Origin of the sequence: Swingsia samuiensis, from assembly GCF_006542355.1 — a bacterium.
Taxonomy (GTDB): domain Bacteria; phylum Pseudomonadota; class Alphaproteobacteria; order Acetobacterales; family Acetobacteraceae; genus Gluconobacter; species Gluconobacter samuiensis.
Window position 1 is genome coordinate 1,225,820 of sequence record NZ_CP038141.1, and the last position, 20,582, is coordinate 1,246,401.

At 44.9% G+C, this 20,582-nt stretch carries 15 protein-coding genes; 8 read left to right on the forward strand and 7 right to left on the reverse strand.

Features of this window, described 5'->3' with window-relative positions:
• Positions 1-76: 76 nt before the first annotated feature.
• Genes bioD through E3D00_RS05695 form a run of 5 tightly spaced genes read right to left on the reverse strand, consistent with a single transcriptional unit; the run spans position 77 to position 4,534 of the window.
• Positions 77-709: a dethiobiotin synthase gene (gene bioD, locus E3D00_RS05675; RefSeq protein WP_141460731.1), complete on the reverse strand. Its 633-nt coding sequence runs from the start codon at positions 707-709 to the stop codon at positions 77-79.
• Positions 702-1,484, reverse strand: coding sequence for a methyltransferase domain-containing protein (locus E3D00_RS05680; RefSeq protein ID WP_141460733.1), 783 nt, complete (start codon positions 1,482-1,484; stop codon positions 702-704). Before E3D00_RS05680 ends, bioD begins: the two co-directional genes overlap by 8 nt.
• Positions 1,465-2,106 carry an alpha/beta hydrolase gene (locus tag E3D00_RS05685; protein ID WP_141460735.1) on the reverse strand — a complete coding sequence of 214 codons (642 nt, stop codon included), beginning with the start codon at positions 2,104-2,106 and terminating at the stop codon, positions 1,465-1,467. The genes E3D00_RS05680 and E3D00_RS05685 overlap by 20 nt, the downstream gene beginning before the upstream one ends.
• On the reverse strand, positions 2,103-3,278 hold the full coding sequence (locus E3D00_RS05690; RefSeq protein ID WP_141460736.1) for an aminotransferase class I/II-fold pyridoxal phosphate-dependent enzyme: 1,176 nt from the start codon (positions 3,276-3,278) through the stop codon (positions 2,103-2,105). Before E3D00_RS05690 ends, E3D00_RS05685 begins: the two co-directional genes overlap by 4 nt.
• Positions 3,275-4,534, reverse strand: coding sequence for an adenosylmethionine--8-amino-7-oxononanoate transaminase (locus tag E3D00_RS05695; protein ID WP_141460738.1), 1,260 nt, complete (start codon positions 4,532-4,534; stop codon positions 3,275-3,277). Before E3D00_RS05695 ends, E3D00_RS05690 begins: the two co-directional genes overlap by 4 nt.
• Before the next feature lie 196 nt (positions 4,535-4,730).
• Here E3D00_RS05695 and E3D00_RS05700 point away from each other — a divergent pair, with 196 nt between their 5' ends.
• On the forward strand, positions 4,731-4,934 hold the full coding sequence (locus E3D00_RS05700) for a hypothetical protein (RefSeq protein ID WP_141460740.1): 204 nt from the start codon (positions 4,731-4,733) through the stop codon (positions 4,932-4,934).
• Between the two features lie 3 nt (positions 4,935-4,937).
• On the opposite strand, the gene E3D00_RS05705 is transcribed toward E3D00_RS05700, so the two are convergent.
• Positions 4,938-6,395, reverse strand: coding sequence for a protein adenylyltransferase SelO (locus tag E3D00_RS05705; protein WP_141460742.1), 1,458 nt, complete (start codon positions 6,393-6,395; stop codon positions 4,938-4,940).
• Positions 6,396-6,766: 371 nt separating this feature from the next.
• On the opposite strand from E3D00_RS05705, the gene E3D00_RS05710 reads away from it, so the two are divergent.
• The 7 genes from E3D00_RS05710 to E3D00_RS05740 all read left to right on the forward strand — a co-directional run bounded on the left by E3D00_RS05710 (position 6,767) and on the right by E3D00_RS05740 (position 18,008).
• Positions 6,767-8,914, forward strand: a complete 2,148-nt coding sequence (locus tag E3D00_RS05710; RefSeq protein ID WP_141462391.1) for a peptidase domain-containing ABC transporter — start codon at positions 6,767-6,769, stop codon at positions 8,912-8,914.
• A gap of 2 nt (positions 8,915-8,916) precedes the next feature.
• Positions 8,917-10,380 carry an HlyD family type I secretion periplasmic adaptor subunit gene (locus E3D00_RS05715; protein ID WP_181441935.1) on the forward strand — a complete coding sequence of 488 codons (1,464 nt, stop codon included), beginning with the start codon at positions 8,917-8,919 and terminating at the stop codon, positions 10,378-10,380.
• A gap of 65 nt (positions 10,381-10,445) precedes the next feature.
• Positions 10,446-12,194 carry a tetratricopeptide repeat protein gene (locus E3D00_RS05720; RefSeq protein ID WP_141460744.1) on the forward strand — a complete coding sequence of 583 codons (1,749 nt, stop codon included), beginning with the start codon at positions 10,446-10,448 and terminating at the stop codon, positions 12,192-12,194.
• A 24-nt stretch (positions 12,195-12,218) separates the two neighbouring features.
• Positions 12,219-15,170: a glycosyltransferase gene (locus tag E3D00_RS05725; RefSeq protein ID WP_141460746.1), complete on the forward strand. Its 2,952-nt coding sequence runs from the start codon at positions 12,219-12,221 to the stop codon at positions 15,168-15,170.
• A 157-nt stretch (positions 15,171-15,327) separates the two neighbouring features.
• Positions 15,328-16,227: a hypothetical protein gene (locus E3D00_RS05730; protein ID WP_141460748.1), complete on the forward strand. Its 900-nt coding sequence runs from the start codon at positions 15,328-15,330 to the stop codon at positions 16,225-16,227.
• Between the two features lie 100 nt (positions 16,228-16,327).
• Positions 16,328-17,566: a glycosyltransferase family 4 protein gene (locus tag E3D00_RS05735; protein ID WP_141460750.1), complete on the forward strand. Its 1,239-nt coding sequence runs from the start codon at positions 16,328-16,330 to the stop codon at positions 17,564-17,566.
• A 16-nt stretch (positions 17,567-17,582) separates the two neighbouring features.
• Positions 17,583-18,008: a hypothetical protein gene (locus E3D00_RS05740; protein WP_141460752.1), complete on the forward strand. Its 426-nt coding sequence runs from the start codon at positions 17,583-17,585 to the stop codon at positions 18,006-18,008.
• A 58-nt stretch (positions 18,009-18,066) separates the two neighbouring features.
• Here E3D00_RS05740 and E3D00_RS05745 read toward each other — a convergent pair whose 3' ends face one another.
• Positions 18,067-20,571 (reverse strand): glycosyltransferase family 2 protein, encoded by a 2,505-nt coding sequence (locus E3D00_RS05745; RefSeq protein WP_141460754.1) that lies wholly within the window; start codon positions 20,569-20,571, stop codon positions 18,067-18,069.
• Positions 20,572-20,582 lie beyond the last annotated feature (11 nt).

A 20,582-nucleotide genomic window follows, 5' to 3' on the forward strand; every position in this document is an offset into this window, starting at 1 on the left:
TATTTATGCAGAAAAAATAATTAATAATATTGGCAATCACGTAAAAAAAATAAATCTCACGAAGGTTTGTTGTTTGTTAAATATCCCGTAGATCAGGGACTTCTTGTGCAAGAGATGTAACAATTGTTGGATTAACTACGTCCAGATGAGGAATTTGCAAGATAACTTTCGTGTTTCCGAACTCTTCAATGGTTTTTTTATTTTCTGTATTTAACGGGCCACTCAACACTACGCCAAGAATATGAATATTGCGTCTGGTGAGAGCTTCTAGGCTGAGTAATGTGTGGTTGATGGTTCCAAGACCACTTCGTGCAACGAGTATCGTGGGAAGATCAAGCTTATTAATGAGGTCAATCATTAAAAGGTCTTTACGGATAGGAACCATGAGGCCCCCCGCGCCTTCGACAAGAATGGGGTTTGACAGTTGAGGCAGAACCAGCCGGCCGGGGTTAATGGTTGTATGTTCTTTGGAGGCTGCCGCCATAGGCGATAAGGGAGCTTTGAAAGAGTAAGCTGGAGGAATAATTTTCTTGGGAGGGAGTTGAGCAAGGGAGGCCACGGTTGGGCTATCTCCTTGCTCGGTTTCAAGTCCTGTTTGGAGAGGTTTCCAGTAATATGTATTCCATGCTTTGGTTAAGATGGCCGATGTAAGAGTTTTGCCAATTTCTGTGTCTGTTCCAGTAATAAACACACCACGTGAATTAGTCATGAGAGTGCTTCCTAAAAATCCCTAAGCCAATGTGATATGTGACTTTCGTATAGTGCTGATCAAAGTAACGCATAGCACGCCTTAAGGTCGCAGCTGATGTGGGAGCGCTTCCTGAGTGAGGAAGAGAAGCGCCGATGCTGTGTAGATTACGAAGGAAAGAGAGCGAATTAGGAACAGGGTCATAGAGAGGTATCTCCAACCATGCTCCTTGCCCATTTAAAGGCCACTCAGACTGGATGGTGGTTACGGTAGGGTAGAGGGGAACTCCACAAGGGACATTTTCGTGTACGCATGATTCTTGCCATTCGTGTAGAGTGTTGCGTAGCAGTGTTGTGAAAATGAGATAACCGCCTGAGGCAAGTTTATGAGAAAGCTCTTCTAATGCTTTGGTACGGTTTTCAATCCACTGGAAGCATAAATTAGATGTGATGAGATCAAACATACCGGTGGGAGAAGGGTTTTCGGCATCCATCAGGTCAAAAGAAACATTCTTGTAAGAAGAAAGCTTCGCTTGAGACTGAGCAACCATATTGGGGGCTATATCTGTTGCAAGAAGAGGGGTGTGGGGAAAAGAAGAGGCGATATTTTGGGTCATGTACCCGGTGCCACACCCAAATTCGAGGATAGAAGTTGGATGGTAGGATGAGTATTGTTCTCGGATATGTTTCATTAACACATCAGCAGTTTGACGCTGAATTGAAGCAGCGGCGTCATAGTGATGAGCTGCATTATTAAATCGTGCAGAAATAAGCTTTTTACGGGATGTTTGGGTCATTATTAGCAATAACGTTGCGGATAAAGGACGCGCATAATTCAGGGCGTTCGAGAGGCAGAAGATGTCCTCCTTCTACGATTTTTCCTGCTTTTGTGAAACTGTTTTGTGTGACGCTAAAAGGATCATCTTTTCCAGTCATCCAATGAGTTTTGTCGAGCCAATGTTCTGCTTGAGGGCGGTAATCTTTTTCGGCGAGATCTGCCAGACCTTGGGAGAGATTATGGACATTTAGCGTTGGAGGGATGGCTGTATGATCTCCACAGCGTTGACGAAAGCTGTGTAAAACTTCTTGTGGGTTGTGTAGAAGCTGCTTTTGCATGCGTGTTAAAACACGAGGTGAAACCCCGTGTGGGAAGGTGCCATCGGATGAAAAACGGCTGAATCCATTGAAAAGAATAATGCCCGCACATTGAGGGGGGATATGTTCAAAAAGGAAAAAGCTTCCCGCAGAGTGACCAATTGCGAAGAATACCTCATCTGGAAAAGCTGGATATTCCTTGGAGGATTTAAAATACCCTTCGTCTGTATATAAAGCTGAAAAATCAGAAAGGTGTTTCATTACAGGGTGCCAGAAACTGGCCTCAAAGCTCCAACCATGAGCAAAGTATAGTTTTGGCGTCATGATTTTTTTTCCGTCATAAGCTGAATAATGGCGTGAGCTAATTGAGTGATGTTATTTTCTGTTAGGTTGGAGTGTAGAGCAAGGCGCAAACGTGCTGTCCCAGTTGGAACGGTAGGGGGACGAATGGCAATACTCATGAAGCCTTTTTGGTGAAGACCGCGGGCAACCGAGAGAGCATGCTCAGAGTCCCCAATGATGACAGGAACAATTTGCGTTGTTGAAAGGCCTGTTGATATATCAGCTTCGTTAAGAAGGCGTCTTAATAAGTCTGCATTTTTATGAAGGTTATGACGTTCTTTATGCATATGGGGGATAAGATCAAGTGCTGCATCGATAGCGCCTAAAAGAGCGGGCGGAACGGCAGTGCTGTAGATAAACCCAGATGCATAATTAATAATATAATCACATAAGAGCTTTGAGCCGGCAATATAAGCTCCCATACTTCCCAAAGCCTTACTAAATGTTCCCATTGTGAGATCGGCAACACCTTGAGAGAGGCCCGCGCCATTTTCTCCTAATACTCCTGTCGCATGTGCTTCATCTAAATAGAGAAATGCCTGATAGTCATGTGCAATTTTGCGCAGTGCGAGAATGTCTGCCCGGTCGCCATCCATAGAGAAAACGCTCTCGGTAATGATCATGCGTAATCCCGGTTTGGAGGCTTCTCTTTTGAGAAGGCTTTCTAGGTGGGATAAATCATTATGTCGAAAACGAATTTGCCGCACGCCAGCGGCGGCACATCCATGGTGAATGCTGGCATGGTTCAATTTGTCTGAAAAAACCAGCATAGGCGCGTGTGTTTGAGTTAAAGAGAGTTTGCATAAGGCGGGTATCACAGAAGCATTGGCCTGCCACCCAGAAGCGAAAAGAAGAGCAGCTTCATGCTTTTTGAAAAGTGCTATTTTGGCTTCAATATTTTGATGTTGAATGAGTGTGCCGCTTACAAGCCTGGAAGAACGCGCACCGGCGCCATATTTAAGCGCCCATTCAGAAGCCCGTTGTTTTAAAAGAGGGTGACAAGAGAGGTTCAGATAATCATTGGAAGAGACATCAATGAAGGGGGTGGCCTGTTTGTCTGCACTATGATTGTGTGTGGAGTGGAGGGTTCTAAGCGTTCCCTCTTGAGATCGTTTTTGGAGTATTTCTGCGAAGTAGGAATCAAATAAAGTCATATGTTGTTTCGGCAGACATCCACAATCGCGGAGGTAAGAAGAGAAAGGTCAGATGGAGTAATTGTAAAAGCGGGTGTTAAGTAAATAATATTGCGGAAAGGTCGTATCCAGACACCTTTATCAATAAAGAGACGGCGTAAAGTATCTGGGTCTTTTATTTTGTCTAATTCAACAACTCCAATGGCCCCTAAAACACGGACATCTTTTACGCCAGAGAAAGAACGGCAGGGTTCAAGTTCTTTTTGGAGTTGTCGTTCGATATTTTGAACTTGTTCTAGGCGGGGGAGTTGCTCAAAAAGGTCCAATGATGCGTTGGCGACCGCACAAGCGAGGGGATTAGCCATAAAGGTTGGTCCGTGCATTAAGGCTTTTTCTGCTGTATTGGAGAGGAAAGCATTAAAGATACTTTCTCTAGCAACGGTGGCAGCTAACGGCATGGTTCCGCCGGTGAGGGCTTTGGAGAGAGCAATAATATCCGGTGTTATATTAGCCTGCTCGCAGGCAAACATCGTACCGGTTCGTCCGAACCCTGTAAAAATCTCATCCATAATAAAGAGTATATTATATTTGTCGCATAACGACCGTAGTGTTTTTAAAATATTTGCTGAATGGAAAAGCATCCCTCCTGCACCTTGAACAAGAGGCTCGGTTACGAGTGCTGCAATAGATTGATGGTGCTGTTCCAGAATCTGCTCGAGTTGTTGTGTGCTTTTTTCGTCAATTGGTAGGTCAGCTAATATTTGGGGGGGAAGAATATCTGCAAAGAGATGATGCATACCTTCTTCAGGGTCACAAATAGACATCATACCCAAGGTGTCACCATGATACCCCCCACGGAAAGAGAGAATTTTGGTGCGCCCTTGATGGCCGATATTGAGATGATATTGGATGGCGATCTTAACCGCGACTTCCATAGCAACGGAGCCGGAATCAGTAAAAAAGACTCGATTCAAATTATCTGGAAGGAGCTGGGCTAGCCGCGATGCTAATTTTTGAGCCGGGTCATGCACCATGCCGCCAAACATAACATGGGGCATGGTTTTTGCTTGATGAATGAGAGCTTCCAATATGTGAGGGTGATTATACCCATGGCAAGCCGTCCACCATGCCGCAACACCATCGATTAAGGTTCTGCGATCTTCCAGAGTAATGCGGCTTCCTGAAGTTTCTATGGCTTTAATAGGGTAGGGAGCCGTTTTCATTTGAGTATAGGGTAACCAGATATGCGCTAAATCTGCTGCTGTGTGGGCTGTCATGGTATTGTTCTTATGAATTTAGAGTGAATGATTGGTAATGTTAAAAAGATGATACGTTAATATCATAAAAAGGTCATGATTTCTTATGAAGTATTGTGTCATAGAGTGCCACTATACCTTTGTGGACACACTTTTTTAGGAACTATGTGAGATAGAGTGTGCTTCTAAAGGATAGGAACCGTTTGAGGTTATAAAGATGTTAAAGTCTAAGGTTATTCATATTGATGGTGTGTTTTTGGGCACCGCCATCGAAGGGGCGAATGAACAGGCTATTCGTTTCTACGCAGCGCATGAAAGTGTGAAGGCTCTTCACAATACATATATGCCTGATCTGCTTGCTCTATATTGCCAAGTGAAACTTCTGTTCAAAAGGAGCCAAAAATTCTTGGCTCCCGTTTAAGGACTATGTGCCACAAAAAGTGTTTTGTACTGTCTCTTCGTATGTGGGAGGCGCTTCGAGTTCATCCTCTGGCTCCTCGGAGAAAGGAGAAGACAGTTTGTCGCGCATAACGTTGAAGGGGTGGTAGTCGCCTTTGAGGGCAGATGATATCATTTCTTCAATCTTGTGGTTGCGTGGAATAATACGAGGGTTGCTCTTCAACATTACGTCATAACGGTGAGATTCGGATAGTTCATCCTCTGCGCAGCGCTGTCTCCAGTCAGACAACCATGATTGGATGTGGTCTGGAGTTTTAAAAAGACTAACAAAACCCTGAGTGCGATCTGTATGAGCCAGTGTGGATAGTCTTCTAAAGGTTAATGTAAAGTCCGCCTCGTTTTGATACATAAGCGTAAGCAGCGCTGAGATAAGCTTGGGATCTGATGGGTTATGTGAGGAAAGGCCCAACTTCCTCTTCCACCCGCTCAGATAGGTTTGAGAAAAAAGAGTATTGAAATTTTCAAGGCTTTTGGTTGCAAGTGTAATAGCGGTGTTGGTGTCAGGATCAATGAGGGGCAGAAGAGCCTCGGCTAAGCGTTGTAAATTCCACAAAGCTATATTGGGCTGCTGGTCATAAGCATAGCGCCCATTTTTATCGATAAAACTGAATGTTTTGTCGGGATTATATTCATCCAGAAAGGCGCAAGGCCCAAAGTCGAGCGTTTCACCCGCGATTGAAGTATTATCCGTGTTCATCACGCCATGAATAAAACCAACATGCATCCATTGGGCGATGAGTTTGGCTTGTCGAGCGATCACATTATCGAGAAGGGTTAGGGCTGGGTTTTGGGTGTCGCTATGCTCTGGGTACAAACGGTGCAGAGTATACTGCATGAGTTTCTTTAGACTTGTGAGGTCTTTTTGAGCCGCGAAATATTGAAATGTCCCTACCCGTATGTGGCTTAACGAGATACGTGCTAATACCGCACCTGGCATAGGTGCTTCGCGGTATACCTTCTCACCTGTTGTGATGGCAGCAAGAGAGCGAGTGGTTGGAATGCCTAAGGCATGCATTGCTTCACTTATAATATATTCTCGTAGTACAGGACCTAAAGCGGCTAGGCCGTCTCCGTGTCGAGAAAAAGGCGTAGGGCCAGAGCCTTTGAGGTGCAGATCATATAAGACACCATTCGTATCTTTTAACTCACCGACCAACATGGCGCGGCCATCTCCCAAACTTGGGACAAAATGACCAAATTGATGCCCGGCATAGGCCATTGCGACAGGTGGGTCTCCATCTTGTCGTTGTCCGTGCGAAAGCATTTGTAAGCCGGGTTCGCTTTTTAGCCACTCAGGATCGAGATTGAAATTTTTTACTAAGGATGTGTTGAGGGCAAGGAGGTGGGGAGCGTGGAACGGTTTTGGCTGTAGGGGCTGTGTGAAAGTATCATGATGTGAGGCGTATTCGTGCAGAAGGAACATTAATTGAGGCTCGTTGGAGGTTTAGAGATGTTTATTTAAATGGTGTTTTGGGATGATAATGGAAGAAAGAATTTTATGATGAAAGGGCAGAATATAATGGTTGAATAAACCTCACGTAAATATTCTATAGACAGATGTGAACAAAAAGGCAGTTTAATCGTTTTGTAGACAAAGTTTTTATCTTCGCGTGATTAGATAGGTGACGTTAAGGAAACTATTCTTTATTAGAGGCTTATAAGAAGGCATTCCGCTCGTACGATGTAAGCCAGTGTAGAACAACACAGTAAAAAGGACATTTCGTGGAGAATACCCAGCGCGTGTCTGGCCCCGGGGAGAAAGTAAGCCCGGCAGTCATCCGACTTTATGCCGCAATGGCTGCCGCCCGTTTTCACGGGGTGGAGCTTGATATTCGTGACTTTGCAGCAGAACCCAATGAAGAAACACCTTCCCCAGCAACGCTTGCACGTTGGCTAAACGAGCAAGGTGCTGTTGCAAAGGGAATGCGCTTAAAGTGGCGTTATCTGATTCGGATGCATAATACGCCACCGATCGTTCTTATGTTTAAGGACGGTTCAGCAGGTCTGATGGTGGCTGCAAATGCAGATAAAGGGATTGTTTGGCTCCGTGATCCCCTTGGAGGCGAGGGGGACCCTCCTGTTCCTGTTGATGAGCTTCGCCTTTCACAGGTTTGGACAGGCGATGTGTTGTTGGTTAAGCGTCGTCGTGATGAATCGGAAGCAGACGCGCGTTTTGACATGCTCTGGTTTGTCAAAATGGTGGGAAGAGAAGGTAAGATCTTAAGAGATATTGCCTTTGCATCTCTTGTATTAAGTATTCTACAGATTTTCCCTGCTTTAATTGTGATGCAGGTTTTGGATAGGGTCGTAAACTATCACTCCATGGCCACTCTGGTGACCATGACGTCCTTTGTAGTCATCTTCTCTTTCTATGAAATTCTTTTGACTTACGCGCGTCGCGAGTTGTCTCTGATTTTGTCAACGCGGTTAGATGCACGTATTTCGATGCATGCCTTCAACCGCTTGTTGGCGCTCCCTCTTGAGTTTTATGAGCGGGAACAGACGGGTGAGGTTCTCGGACGGTTTTTAGCGATTTTTAAGGTCCGCGACTTCCTTACCGGCCAATTGATGACGACAATGTTAGATTTATTTACGCTTGTCGTTGTGTTACCCGTCCTGTTTTTAATGAGCCCCACTCTTGCGTGGATGACGTTGGCGAGTGCTGGGTGTATCGGTTTGATCGTTGTTATTTTCTTGCCTGCAGTGACCCGTACGATGGGAAAACAGATTCAAGCGGAAATGCGCCGTAGTTCTGTTTTGTATGAGACCGTTGCCGGGATTAGGACTGTTAAAACATTGGCTTTAGAGCCAACGCGCCGTGAAGAGTGGGACCAAAAAACAGCCGAGGTGGTGCGCTGGAAACTAGCTGCAGGCCGTATGGCAAATTGGCCTCAAACGTTAGTGATGCCATTTGATGCGTTTATTAATCGAGGCATTATTTTGGTAGGTGCCTATCTTGTGTTGACGAGTTCGAGCCACCTGCAGGCGGGAGCTCTCGCTGGATTTATGATGTTGGGTGGGCGTGTAGCTAGTCCTCTTGTTGGGTTGGCTCGGCTTATGGAAAGCTTTAATGAAGTAACCGTGTCATTATCAGAGGCGGGGATGGTTCTGAACCAACCGACAGAAACTAAAGCCATGACCACGGGTATGCGCCCTGTCATTAAAGGGGCTTTGTCATTTAATAGCGTTAACTTTGTTTATCCAGGTGGAACCACAAAAGCATTGAATGATGTGAATTTTGATGTTCCAGCTGGAACAATGTTAGGCCTTGTTGGTCGTTCAGGATCTGGAAAGTCTACCGTTACTCGATTGTTGCAAGGTGTTAGCCGTAATTATTCTGGTTATTTGCGTTTAGATGGTGTTGACCTTCGTGAGATCAACTTAACTCATTTAAGACGCTCTTTCGGTGTTGTTCTACAGGATAACTTCTTATTTCGAGGGACTGTGCAGGATAACATTACGGCTGGTCGCCCGGGGTATACAATTGATGATGTTGTGCGCGCGGCTCGTTTGGCTGGTGCGGAAGAGTTTATTGAGCGGATGCCAGCAGGCTACGATACGTGGATTGAAGAAGGGTCAACGAATATCTCTGGTGGGCAAAGGCAGCGTCTTGCGATTGCTCGTGCGGTGATTAGTGATCCGAAGTTAATGATTTTGGATGAAGCAACCTCTGCTCTTGATCCTGAATCAGAAGCCTTGGTGAATGCGAATCTTCAAAGAATTGGTAAGGGGCGGACGATGGTGATCGTTTCTCACCGATTGTCATCTCTTGTTGATTGTCATCAGATTGCTGTTATGGATCAAGGTAAACTGATTGATATTGCTCCCCATCCTATTTTGCTAGAGCGATGCGAGATTTATCGCACATTGTGGTTGCAGCAGAATCGACACATGCAGTCTTCCGGCGCGTCTGATGCCGGTCAATTGAGTGAAGGAGAGTAATCATGAGCTCTTCCGGTATTGTTCCTCAGGGCGATCATAATCAATCTTCTGAAAATGAAGATATCGAGAACGCAAATGGACATGTTATTCGTCCTGCGACGGACCCCTATGCTCCGCAGGGGATGCCTATTGCGCTGTTGGAGTTTCATTCTCCGACTACGGCGATGGTTAATTTGCCCGCAACAGCTTCGGCGCGTTACGTTATATGGGTTATTGGTTGTCTGTTTCTCGCTTGTTTGGCTGGGATGACCTTCTTCCCTTTAAACCGAGTTGTCAGCACAACAGGGCGTTTAGTTTCTACTCAACCGAATTTGATCGTTCAGCCTTTAGAAACGTCCATAGTCCGCTCGATCGATGTGCATGTTGGTGATTTTGTAAAAAAAGGTCAGGTGTTGGCTCATCTGGATCCAACGATTACAGAAGCCGATATTACCAATATGAAATTGCAACGGAATGGTTACCAAGCACAGGTTGATCGGTTGAGGGCGGAAGCGGCTAATCAAGAGTATCGTGCCAATACGAAAAATCCGGCGTCTGTTGAACAAGCAGCTGCATTTTTGCGTCGTCGGAGTGAGTACCGTGCCCGCTTGCAAAATTATGATCAGCAGATAGCGGCTTTGAAGAATGATATTCAAGGCTATCGTGCAAATGCGGCAATGTATGCTGGGAAAATGCGTGTTGCGTCTGAGGTGTTGAAAATGCGTCAACGTGAGCAGGCTGACCAGATTGGTTCGCGTTTGTCTACGCTCGCGGCTCAGAATGATTTAATGGAAACAGAAAGATCAGAAATTTCTTCTCAGCAAAGCGCTAATTCAGCAGTTAATAAGTTGGCCGCAATGCAAGCTGAACGGCAAAGCTATATTGAAAATTGGCAAAGTAAAATTTATTCAGAATTAACAGAGACACAACATCATCTAGATGAGTACCGTAGTTCATATGCTAAGGCTCAATTGCGTCAGGATTTAATTATTCTGAGGGCACCTGAAGATGGTATTGTATTAACAATCGCGAAGGCTTCGATTGGGTCCGTTATTCCGTCCGCAACACAGTTTATGACATTGGTTCCAACCGGATATGGTGTTGAAATGGAAGCTGTGATGCGTGCGAGTGATGCCGCTTTTGTGAAAATGGGAGATCATGCTTTAGTTAAGTTTGTGGCTTTCCCCTACACACAATATGGTGGTGCAGAAGGAACAGTTCGTGTGATTAGTGCTGACTCGTTCTCTAAGGCTGCAGGTGCTGCCGATGCAGATGGTAGCGCGGCGGCACCAGGGAATATTGATGGGCTTTATTACCGTGTCCGTGTGCGGATAGACCGTTATACGTTGCATGGGCAGCCTTCCTTCTTCCACCCAGCTCCTGGTGTTCCGACGCAGGCCGATATTGATGTGGGTCAGAGAACGATTATGCAGTATTTCTTTAGCCGGATTACCCCCACCCTTTCAGAGGGTATGAGAGAGCCATAAGGGAAAGGAAACGCTCGGTTCGTCCGGGCGTTTTTTCTTTGGAGTCCGTTCAAGGTTTTGAGATTATGACATTTAAGCGCCGTGTTACGTCTCTTGTTTCTTCAAAAGGGAAGCTAGAGCAAGCAATTCACTATATGGAAACAGGTGAAGCTGTTCGCGGCTTTGCTATATTGAGTCGTCTCGCTGCGCAGGGGGATAAGGAAGCTCAGTTTCGGGTTGGGCGTGCATATTTAAATGGCCAAGGAGTACCGCCAAGCCTAGAGGATGGAGCCCGGTGGTTGTTTACCGCTGCTGAAAAGCACCACCGAGAGGCTATGTTTGTCTTGGCAACTTTGTATGTTGTCGGGCTTCCGGAAGATTTTGAAATAAAAACGATGGATGCAGGGTTAGACCTTGCGCCGAAACCTGTGAGCGGGCCCCGCAAACCCGATTTTCATCAAGGCTTACATTGGGCTAAGATTGCTGCCGACCATGGCTCAGCTGATGCACAGGCTCTTTTAGGGTATATTTTAACAAATGGCCCAGAAGATATAAAAAATATTGAGCAAGCGCGTTATTGGTATGAAAAATCTGCGGCAGCCGACTGTTCTCAAGGGCATTTGGGGGTCGCTTTAGATCTGTTGCAAAACAACCCGACGGATGAGCAAGGTAAAATAGCAGCGGACCATCTCAAAAAAGCAACGGAAGGTGGTTTGGGAACGGCGTTTGAATTGCTTGGGCGGATGAGTGAAAATGGGATTATTTTACCGCATGATATGAAGGCGGCAGCACATTATTATCATGAAGCCGCTGAAAGAAATGTTGTTTTTGCTCAAGCTCGCTATGGACTGATGCTGTTAGAAGGTGTCGGTGTTGAGCAGCATTATGGGCGTGCGGAAACATGGTTAAGGCGAGCAGCCCTCAACGCAGATGCAGAATCGGCAGCACTTCTTGGAGACCTTTATGCCAATGGAGGAGAGCTGCCACCTAATATCGTAGAGGCCGCGAAATGGTATCGCTTAGCCGCAGAACAAAATCATAGTGGTGCTGCACGTGCTTTGGGTATTTTATTTTTGACAGGCAAGGGTGTCCATCGTGACCCTGACGCAGCGACACATTGGTTTCAAGTGGCGGCTGCAGCAGGAGATGTAAAGGCTGCTGCTGATTTTGGTAATTTATTGTTAACGGGCGCAGGGGCGTCTGAGGAAGAAAAAAATGCTTTAAAGAAAAGTTTTGAAGAAGCTGCTGCCAAAGGAGATTTGGTTGGCGCTTTTAATTTGGGTGTTTGTCTTTCTGAGGGGGTTGGTAGCTCGTCAGATGAGCGTGAAGCCGTTGAGTGGATGAAAAAAGCTGCTGAAGGGGTTGTGAATGCTCAATACTGGTATGGCCGCATGTTGCTTGAAGGACGCGGGGTAGAACCTGACCCGAAAGAGGCCTTTCTGTGGATCGAAAAGGCTGCAGAAGCCGGTATGGACGAAGCGCAGGTGGCTCTTGCACAACTGTTGGTTACAGGACAGGTGGATGGAATTAAGGATCATGTGCGTGCGTTTGGTTATTACAGGCGTGCAGCGGAAGTCGGTAATGTAAACGCGATGTTCTCTTTGGCGGCGATGTACGGTGGAGGCCATGAAGTGCCAGAAAATCGTATAGAAGCTCAAAAATGGTTTCGTAAGGCTGCTGAGGAAGGCCATAGTTTATCACAATTGATGCTTGGGCGATATTTGGTCCGAGGGTTAGCCGGCGTTACAGATAAGGCCGAAGGGCGGAAATGGCTTTTGCTTGCCAAGGAGCAGGGTATAGAGGATGGCGAGATAGATTTAGACACCCTCAATTGAAGGCTGAGTTGAAGAAGAGAGTGAATGAGAGAAAAAGGATCTGATCAACCAGACCTGACGGGAACAACTTCTCGCGTTAATTTTAGTGGGTATGGCCATAAGGTTACGGATGCCGACAGAGCGCAGTGGCGCGATGTAATGAATGCTCGTGCTCAAGAGGCATTTCATCGAGGGCAGGAGTTTGTAAAAAAAGGGAACTTAGAAGACGGTATTTTTTGGTTAGAGCGTGCTCATCGTATGGCGCGTAAAAGTCCCAATGTAACATGGGCCTTAGCCTTAGCGTATTTGAGCGCAGGTCATTTAGATGAAAGCTTAGTAAAGCTAGAGAGCCTTCACCAACAGTATGATTTACGAGAAGCCGCTTTTTTGGAAGCGGTTTGTTTAGTAAATATAAACCAAAAAAAGGAAGCATTAAACCGTTTGGGCTGTGCTTTAGGGCGTTTTCATGTTGTCCCGGAAATGACGTCACTTATTGAGGATTTAGTTAAACAGTTTAAGCGTGATGGATGGTGCACGCTTTCGAATAGCGGGGTCTTAGCGATCCATACACAAAAAGATATTCAGATTATATGTGATGGTAAGGAGGTTTTCTCCGGTAAAGCTGATGGATTATACTCTTTGCCGAAAGGCTGGAGTTCTGCACGTTGTTTGGAAGTAAAAAGAGGGCAGAAGCATCTTTTAGGAAGTCCTATAAATATAGCTTCAATTACGCGCTGTGAATCTTTGGTTCGGGCGACGGCCTCTGGTTTAGAGGGGTGGTTGTGGTATCCTGCTGACCCAGATCATGTACCAACAATTCACATTGGACCACAAGAAACACCACAGATTGTGTCAGAGTATGCGAAAGATGTTGATAGCGATCAACCTTTGCCGCGACCTCGGATATTTCGTATTGAATTAAGAAAAATCCCAGCACGAACTAAGCAGGTTATGATACGGGACGAGCATGGTCGCCCGCTGGTCGGTGCGCCTCTTAATCCAGATATTGGAGCCTTATTTAGTCGCAAGCGAAAAACACCCGCTTATCTCAGGCCACAGCCTGTTGAGGAATGGCCTGTGCGGCCCGCTATAGATCGTAAAAGCCGCGGTTGGGCCGTTATTATTCCAGTTTATAAAGACGAAGTAAAAACCTTGGCCTGCCTAAGGAGTGTTTTTGCAACGGTCGGGCCAGATGTTTCGATTATTGTTATAGATGATGCAACCCCTGAGCCGGCTTTGGCAAAAAAGTTGGATGATCTAAGGGTAGAAAAACGTATCACCTTAATAAGACATAAGGAAAATTTAGGATATCCGGCTTCAGTTAATGACGGTTTGCGTTTGGCAAAAGGTCGAGATGTTGTTTTGTTAAATAGTGATACTTTGGTTTTTCCCAAGTGGTTAGAACGCTTGGAAAAGCGCATGAAGACGACCGATGTGGGAACGTTAACGCCGTTTTCCAATGACGCCAGTATTCTTTCATATCCATCTGTGAAAGAGAGAAATCCTATTCCTTCTTCTAAGCAAGCTAAAGCTATAGATCGGCTTTGCTCTCGGTTATTTAAAAGCGAAGAGGCGAGGATAGAACTGCCAACAGCCAATGGTTTTTGTATGGCGATTTCAGCGGAGTGCTTGGAAGAAACGGGGCTTTTTCGAGAGGATGTTTTTAGCCTTGGATACGGAGAAGAAAATGATTTTTGCTTGCGAGCATCTGCCTTAGGGTTCCGACACTATCCTGCACCGGATGTATTTGTTGCTCATTTTGGGTCTGTTTCTTTTGGGAGTAGCCGCAAGGCACTCATCACGCGCAATTTGTCAGTTTTGGAGGCGTTGCATCCCGGTTACCATGCTCTTGTGGGACGTTTTATTCGTTCAGATGCCTTGGGAGGTTTAAGAAGAGCAATAGATGCCGCCAGAGTAGAAAAGCTAAGGGGGTCTCGTCCGTCTATTTTGTTGATTCAGCATGATGCTGGAGGCGGAGTGGGGAAAGCTGTCTCTGAAAGAGCTGCGGATTGGGAAGAAAAAGGTTATTTTGTATTATCGTTGCGTCCGACTGAAGATGGGTGTTGGATTGAACCGTTACAAAAAGAGAGTTCTTCAACGCCCAATATGACTTTTGTTTTGCCGCAAGAAACATCAACGTTTGTTGCCTTATTAAAAGATTTAAAACTAGCTCAAATAGAATGGCATCATTTAGTGGGCCATGCGCCTATGATTAGACAGCTCCATGAGAAAGTTGGTGTTCCGTATAGTGTATTTGTCCATGATTATATGTCTTTTTGCCCGCGGATATCTTTGTTGAATGGTGAAGGGCATTATTGTGGTGAGCCAGAACTTTCTGAATGTGAGAATTGTATTAACACGTCGGGAAGTTATTTGGATGAATCGATAACGGTTTCTAAATTGTTGGATCGCTCTCAAAAGGAATTTCAAAAAGCAAAGAATATTATGGTGCCGTCCAATGATACGGCACGTCGCATGAAGCGGCATTTCCCTTTTATTGAGCCTGAAGTTCACTTTTTAGAACAGGATATTCTTGAAAAGAATAGGGCGGGAGAAAAGGGACAGTTAGGGGCAGATGGTATTTTGCGGATTTGTGTTGTCGGAGGAATAAGCCGTTGGAAAGGGTATGATGTTCTTTTGCAGATGGCTTCTGAAATAAAAAAACACTCCTTGCCAATTGAAATTGTTCTTGTGGGGCATACACCAGATGATGAAGGTCTTATTGCGCAAGGAGTAAAAGTAACAGGGCATTACCAAGAGGAAGAAGCGGTTTCTTTAATCAAACAACAAAAGGCAACGATTGGCTTTATACCATCCATTTCTCCAGAAACATGGTGCTACGCTTTAACATTATTATGGAAAAGTGACTTGAGAGTGTTGTGTTTTAATATTGGAGCACAAGCAGAACGTATCCAGAGAACAGGACGGGGGATGGTTTTGCCGTTAGGAATGCCGATAGAAATGCTGCTTAGGTTTCTTTTAAGAGAAATCAATTAAATATTTTTGATAGTTATAGAAAGAAACTCTTATGCTTCTTATTGGTTTGTGTTGTGTCTGAATGCTTAATGATTGAAAACTAGGCAATTTTCAGCATTGATGGTAGAGTTGCTAAAGTTATTTATTTGATTTTTTTGAAGTAAAGCGGGAGTAGGGAATGGAAAAGAAGTCAGAAGAGTCGGCACAGCAGACCCGTATTATAGATTTAAAAGCTGGGGCTCATATGATGGTGTTAGATGCAGGTGTTTTCTGCATTTTCCATACTTTGGGTCAGCAGCCTCCTGGACCAGCAGGTCTGCCTGGAGTTCGTATTTCAAAAGCGCCTGGTACGCCACCTGGTATCGTGAGTGTCAGTACATTTGAAGAAGATGGTTGGATCGGCGGTATTAACGGAGCAGCTCTGGTTCGAGTTCTTCGTGGTCCGGCAGCTATTTTGGTAACAACCTATCAAGAGCCAGACAGCACCCATGAAGCTCCGAAGCTTCAAGTCGCTCAGCTTGCGGGGCCTGCTGTTGCACCATCACAACCAGCATCTTCACAGTCTAGCGGTGAAGTTGTTAGTGCTGAAGATATTGAAATCTCAGCTCATATTCAGCGTCTGGGTGATGTTGGTGGTGTTATTGGTAAATGGATGGGTGAGCCAGGAAGCCAAGCGTGGATTGAAGGCTTTAGTATTGAATCTAAAAACTCAGTACCATCAGAAGATATTGAATATCAGGCTGTACTCGGAAAAGGTTGGCTTTCTCCTTGGGCTGAAGGCGGGCAGTATTGCGGATCTCGTGGAATGGCTCTGCCTATCCTCGGTTTGCGTGTCCGTTTGAAGGGGGAAGCTGAAAAGACGCATAAAATACGTTTGACGGCATCATTTACAGATGGCACCCGTTTAGGACCAGTTGATGGCTCTGAGGCTTTAGAAGCAGAAAGTCTTGCTCCATTAGAGGCATTCTTGCTTGAGGTTGTTGATCAGTCTGAAGCTGGTGAGACAACAAAAACAACAAAAAAGCCTGCACGTAGTAAAACAACAAAGACGACTACTAAGCGTAAAGCTGCAGAGTAATATGAAGTGTGTGCCCAGTCCTATATATGGGGCTGGGTATATTTCCTGATAAGAATTGTTGTCAGGGTTGGTTGTTCTCTTTTAGATGCCGGGATTTGGTGTGCGTTATCTATTTGTTCATCAGAATTTTCCGGGACAATTTTTACATTTTGTCCGATATTTACACGAGCAAGGTGGACACGAAATTGTTTTCATCTCAGAAGCTAATGAAGGGAATATACCCGGGGTAAGACGTGTTATTTACCGTGTTCCCCGTCTTCCTTCGACCGCGACACATCCTCATGTACGTGAATTTGAATATGGCATTTTGCGTGCAGAAGCTGTGGCTACAGCAGCAAAAACTCTTAAAAATTTAGGTTATGAACCAGATATTATCATCGGCCACCATGGGTGGGGTGAATTATTGAATTTGGTTGATGTGTTTCCGACTTGTCCTATTTTAGGATATTATGAATTCTTTTATCACACCAATCAAAATGATGTTGGGTTTGACCCAGAATTTCCATTGCGGCCAGACTTTACGCCTGTCATCCGCACAAAAAACGCGATTAACCTTCAAGCGCTTTGTTTAGAGCGTGGTTACGGGCAAACCCCTACCGAGTTTCAAAAGTCAACATATCCAGATTGGGCTCAAAGGAAAATTTCTCTTTTGCGAGAAGGAGTTAATCTCGATCTTTGCAAGCCTGATGCTAAGGCGCATAAACGTAATTTGGTAATTAATGGTGTTAAAATCACACCTAAAGATGCTTTGATTACGTATGTTGCGCGTAATCTGGAGCCATATCGTGGCTTCCATAGCATGATGCGTGCTCTACCTAAAATTTTAGATGAAAGAAAAGACGCTCAGGTTATTTTAGTGGGCGGCGATAAAGTAAGCTATGGGTCCCCTCCTGCAAAGCATGGAAGCTGGAGTAATTTCATGCTTGAAGAATTAAAAGGTAAATTGGATTTAGATCGTGTTCATTTGGTGGGTAAAGTCGCATATGATGATTTTAGAGCGCTTTTAAAAAGATCTGATGTGCATGTTTATTTGAGCTATCCTTTTGTCGCTTCGTGGTCCTTGCGTGAAGCTATGGCAACGGGGTGTACGATTGTTGGAAGCGATACAGCATCCGTTGAAGAGTTTATCCATGACCGTTCGACAGGGCGTATAGTTCCGTTTTTACAGCCTGATAAAATCGCAGATACGATTTTGGAACTTCTGGAAGATCGGAAGCAAGCTCGTCATTTGGGGCAAAAAGCTCGACGATATGCTGAAAAAGAACTTGATCTCCAAGAGTATTTAAGAAGATATGATGACCTTGTTCAGAATGTAATTGAGAAGAATTCGTTCAAATAATTAAAGGGGCATTGGCATGACGAGTAAAATTCTTCCCGGATTTGATAGCATCGTTCATGAATGGGTTGTAAAAAAAAGCTCAGCAGAACGTCCAATGCGTTTGAACGAACAAGAGATCGAGGATTTAGCCAAAGCCTCGCTTGAGGCTCTTAAACATCGTGTTTTTGGAACAGGGTGGGGGCGGCTGCAGGAATTAACTGCTGGCTGGGTTGTTCAAAAGCAACAAGGCATTATGCCTCAACCTTTGCACGAAGAGGATTTGCAGGTATTCGCTAGCTTTGCTTTGGAGTCCTTGACGCGTAGCCCTTATGCATTGCAGGAGGGAAATACTCCATTGCAAAATAACAATGAAGTTGAGAGTGTTGCAGAGGAGCTGGAAGCCCCCAATAATGAAGGTGATATTTATAAATATGCACGTGCTCATTTAGCTTCTTGCTTATAACTGCAATAAACGAGCGCTCTATTTTCGTGTTTCTGTGACGGCTCTTTAATAGAGCCGTTTAAAGTTTTTCAGGGTCAATCAAGTCAAAAAAAGGCTGCTGGTCTACTGTGAAGTAGCGCGGATAAGCAGGGTCTCTCTCGAAGAGAGGGTTATTGCTCCACCGAGTGAGCATGGTTTGTGTTTCGTGGAAGAAGCGGGTTTCGTGCTCTGGCCGATCATCGCTACCACGGGAAAGGCTTTCATGGTGGTAGGCGATGACTTCAGCACTAAAAATAATTCGATAGCCAGCGCTCCGGATTTTTAAACAGAGATCGACGTCATTATAGGCAACGGTGAGTTCTTGTTCGTCAAATCCTCCCACCTCGTGAAAGACACTAGATTTAACAAGCATAGCCGCAGCAGTGACGGCTGTAACATCATGCGTGAGCATTGTACGACCAATATAGCCATATTCTGATAACGGATCTCCCCGATGCACGTGAGCGCCAATACCTGCGGGGCCAACGGCTACGCCTGCGTGTTGGATTGTATCATTCGGATAAAGAAGTTTTGCTCCGACAGCTGCAACATCTGGGGCTGCTAATGCCTCACCTATCGCAATATTCAGCCAATCATTATGTGAAACGAAGACATCGTTATTCATAAAGAAGAGATAATCGGCCTTTGTAGAAGCGGCGGCTAGGTTGTTGAGGCGGGAATAATTGAAAGGCTCTTCAACCGTAAGGACTGAAACTTTTGGATGCTTTTCAATGTCTTTAATAAAGGAAAGAGTTTCTTCTTCTATCGACCAATTATTGACCAGTAAGATATCAAAGGCTTTATATTTGGTTCTCTCAAAAAGAGTCTCAACGCATTGGCGTGTAGTATCAACCTGATCTTTAAAAGGAATAATAATGGTTACTTTAGGCGTTTTACGCGTGAGCCATTGCACGCCGTAAAGAGTTAAGCCTCGAATGGATGAGACTTTTGATTTAACTTTGCAACGATCTAAATGGTCCTGAACACAGCGAATACCGGCTTCAATAGCATATGTTTTATTTGAAACATTTACGGCAGTGGAATTAGGTGTCTTGCGCCAGTGATAGAGAATTTCTGGAACGTGATGGATTTCTTCAGGTTTTAGAATTTCAACAGCACGCAACACAAAATCATGGTCTTGAGCACCATCATATTTAGATCTCAGGCTACCAATTTGGCGCATAAGCTTTGTTTCAACCATGGTAATGTGACAAATATAATTGCAACCCAGCAGGTAACGATAATTATAGTCTGGTTTTAAATTGGGCTCGAGAAAGTAACCTGCTTGATCAATTTTATCTTCATCGGAATACAGCAACTTAGCGCCGGTTTCGAGAGCCGCATTCACCATTGTTTCTAGCGCGACATCCACGAGAAGGTCATCATGATCGAAGAAGACAACATAATCACCTTTGGCTGCATCCATGCCTGCGTTGGTTGCGCCTGAAATTCCCTCATTTTTTTCTAAGATAATGGCACGGATACGTTTGTCTTCTTTAGTGAATTTTTTGATAATATCTGTAGTTTCTTTGCTTTTGCCTGCATCATCAATGATGATGAGCTCCCAGTTCGTATATGTTTGAGAAACAACAGAGTTGATAGCCGCAATAAAATCACTGCTAAGAGGCCTATAGGTAGGGCAGAGAACAGAAACGAGAGGGGTTTTCTGAGAAGAATTGAGTTGGCGCTTTTTAATCGTCCGTTCACGTAAGAGGGGATAATATTTACGTGCCCAACGATCATAATCACCCAGATTATGTCCACGCTGAGGGATGAGGTCTTTTACTTCGCGTCGTAATGTTGTGATTTGTTTATGAAGGCCATCAATGACGTCAAGCAAATCAACAAGTCGGCTCTCTAAAGCATCATCGGCGAGAGTCGTCGTGAAAGGGCTACCATTGAGCTCTTCTTTATCAGGGAGAGCAACAACATTAAAAGTATGAGGTCTGTTCCCCCGTAAGTGCTGAGGGATGGGAACTTCAAAACCGCAGTTTGGATCATGGCCTGTTGCAGCGGCGACATCTCCCCGGTACCGATCAGCACGGCTTTGAGTGAGGCGAACACCATTAACCGTTATGGCAATCGTACACTTACCGACAAAATCATGCCCTGGCCCAGCAGAACGTAAAACCCAGCCTCTTAAGGCTCCTTGTTTGATTCCATCTATGAAGCTTTTATATTGTGGCCGGATTGTTCCTTGGAAGGGAATAACAGGAAGAACATTCTCTGGATTATCAAGATCTGTAAACGGTAGAACCGAACGATCCGGAAAGCGGAGAGAAAGTTGATGCTGTTTTCCGTCGAAAAACTTTTCAGGAATAAAAGCATTAAAACCGACTTTATTATGAGATAGTTTTAAGTTGTCTTGAACATCTGGCCGTTCACCGTCACAAACGATCTGTAAGACTTCTTGTTGATCGATAAGAAGGTGCAGAGTAACCGGCTCCGAATGATAGAGGCTCAGTGCCCACCCACTAATTTTTCCGTTTGAAAAATCGTCAAAGAAACCAATAAAAGCTCTTGGGGCAGGTTGATTATTCGTCACTGGATAAAAGC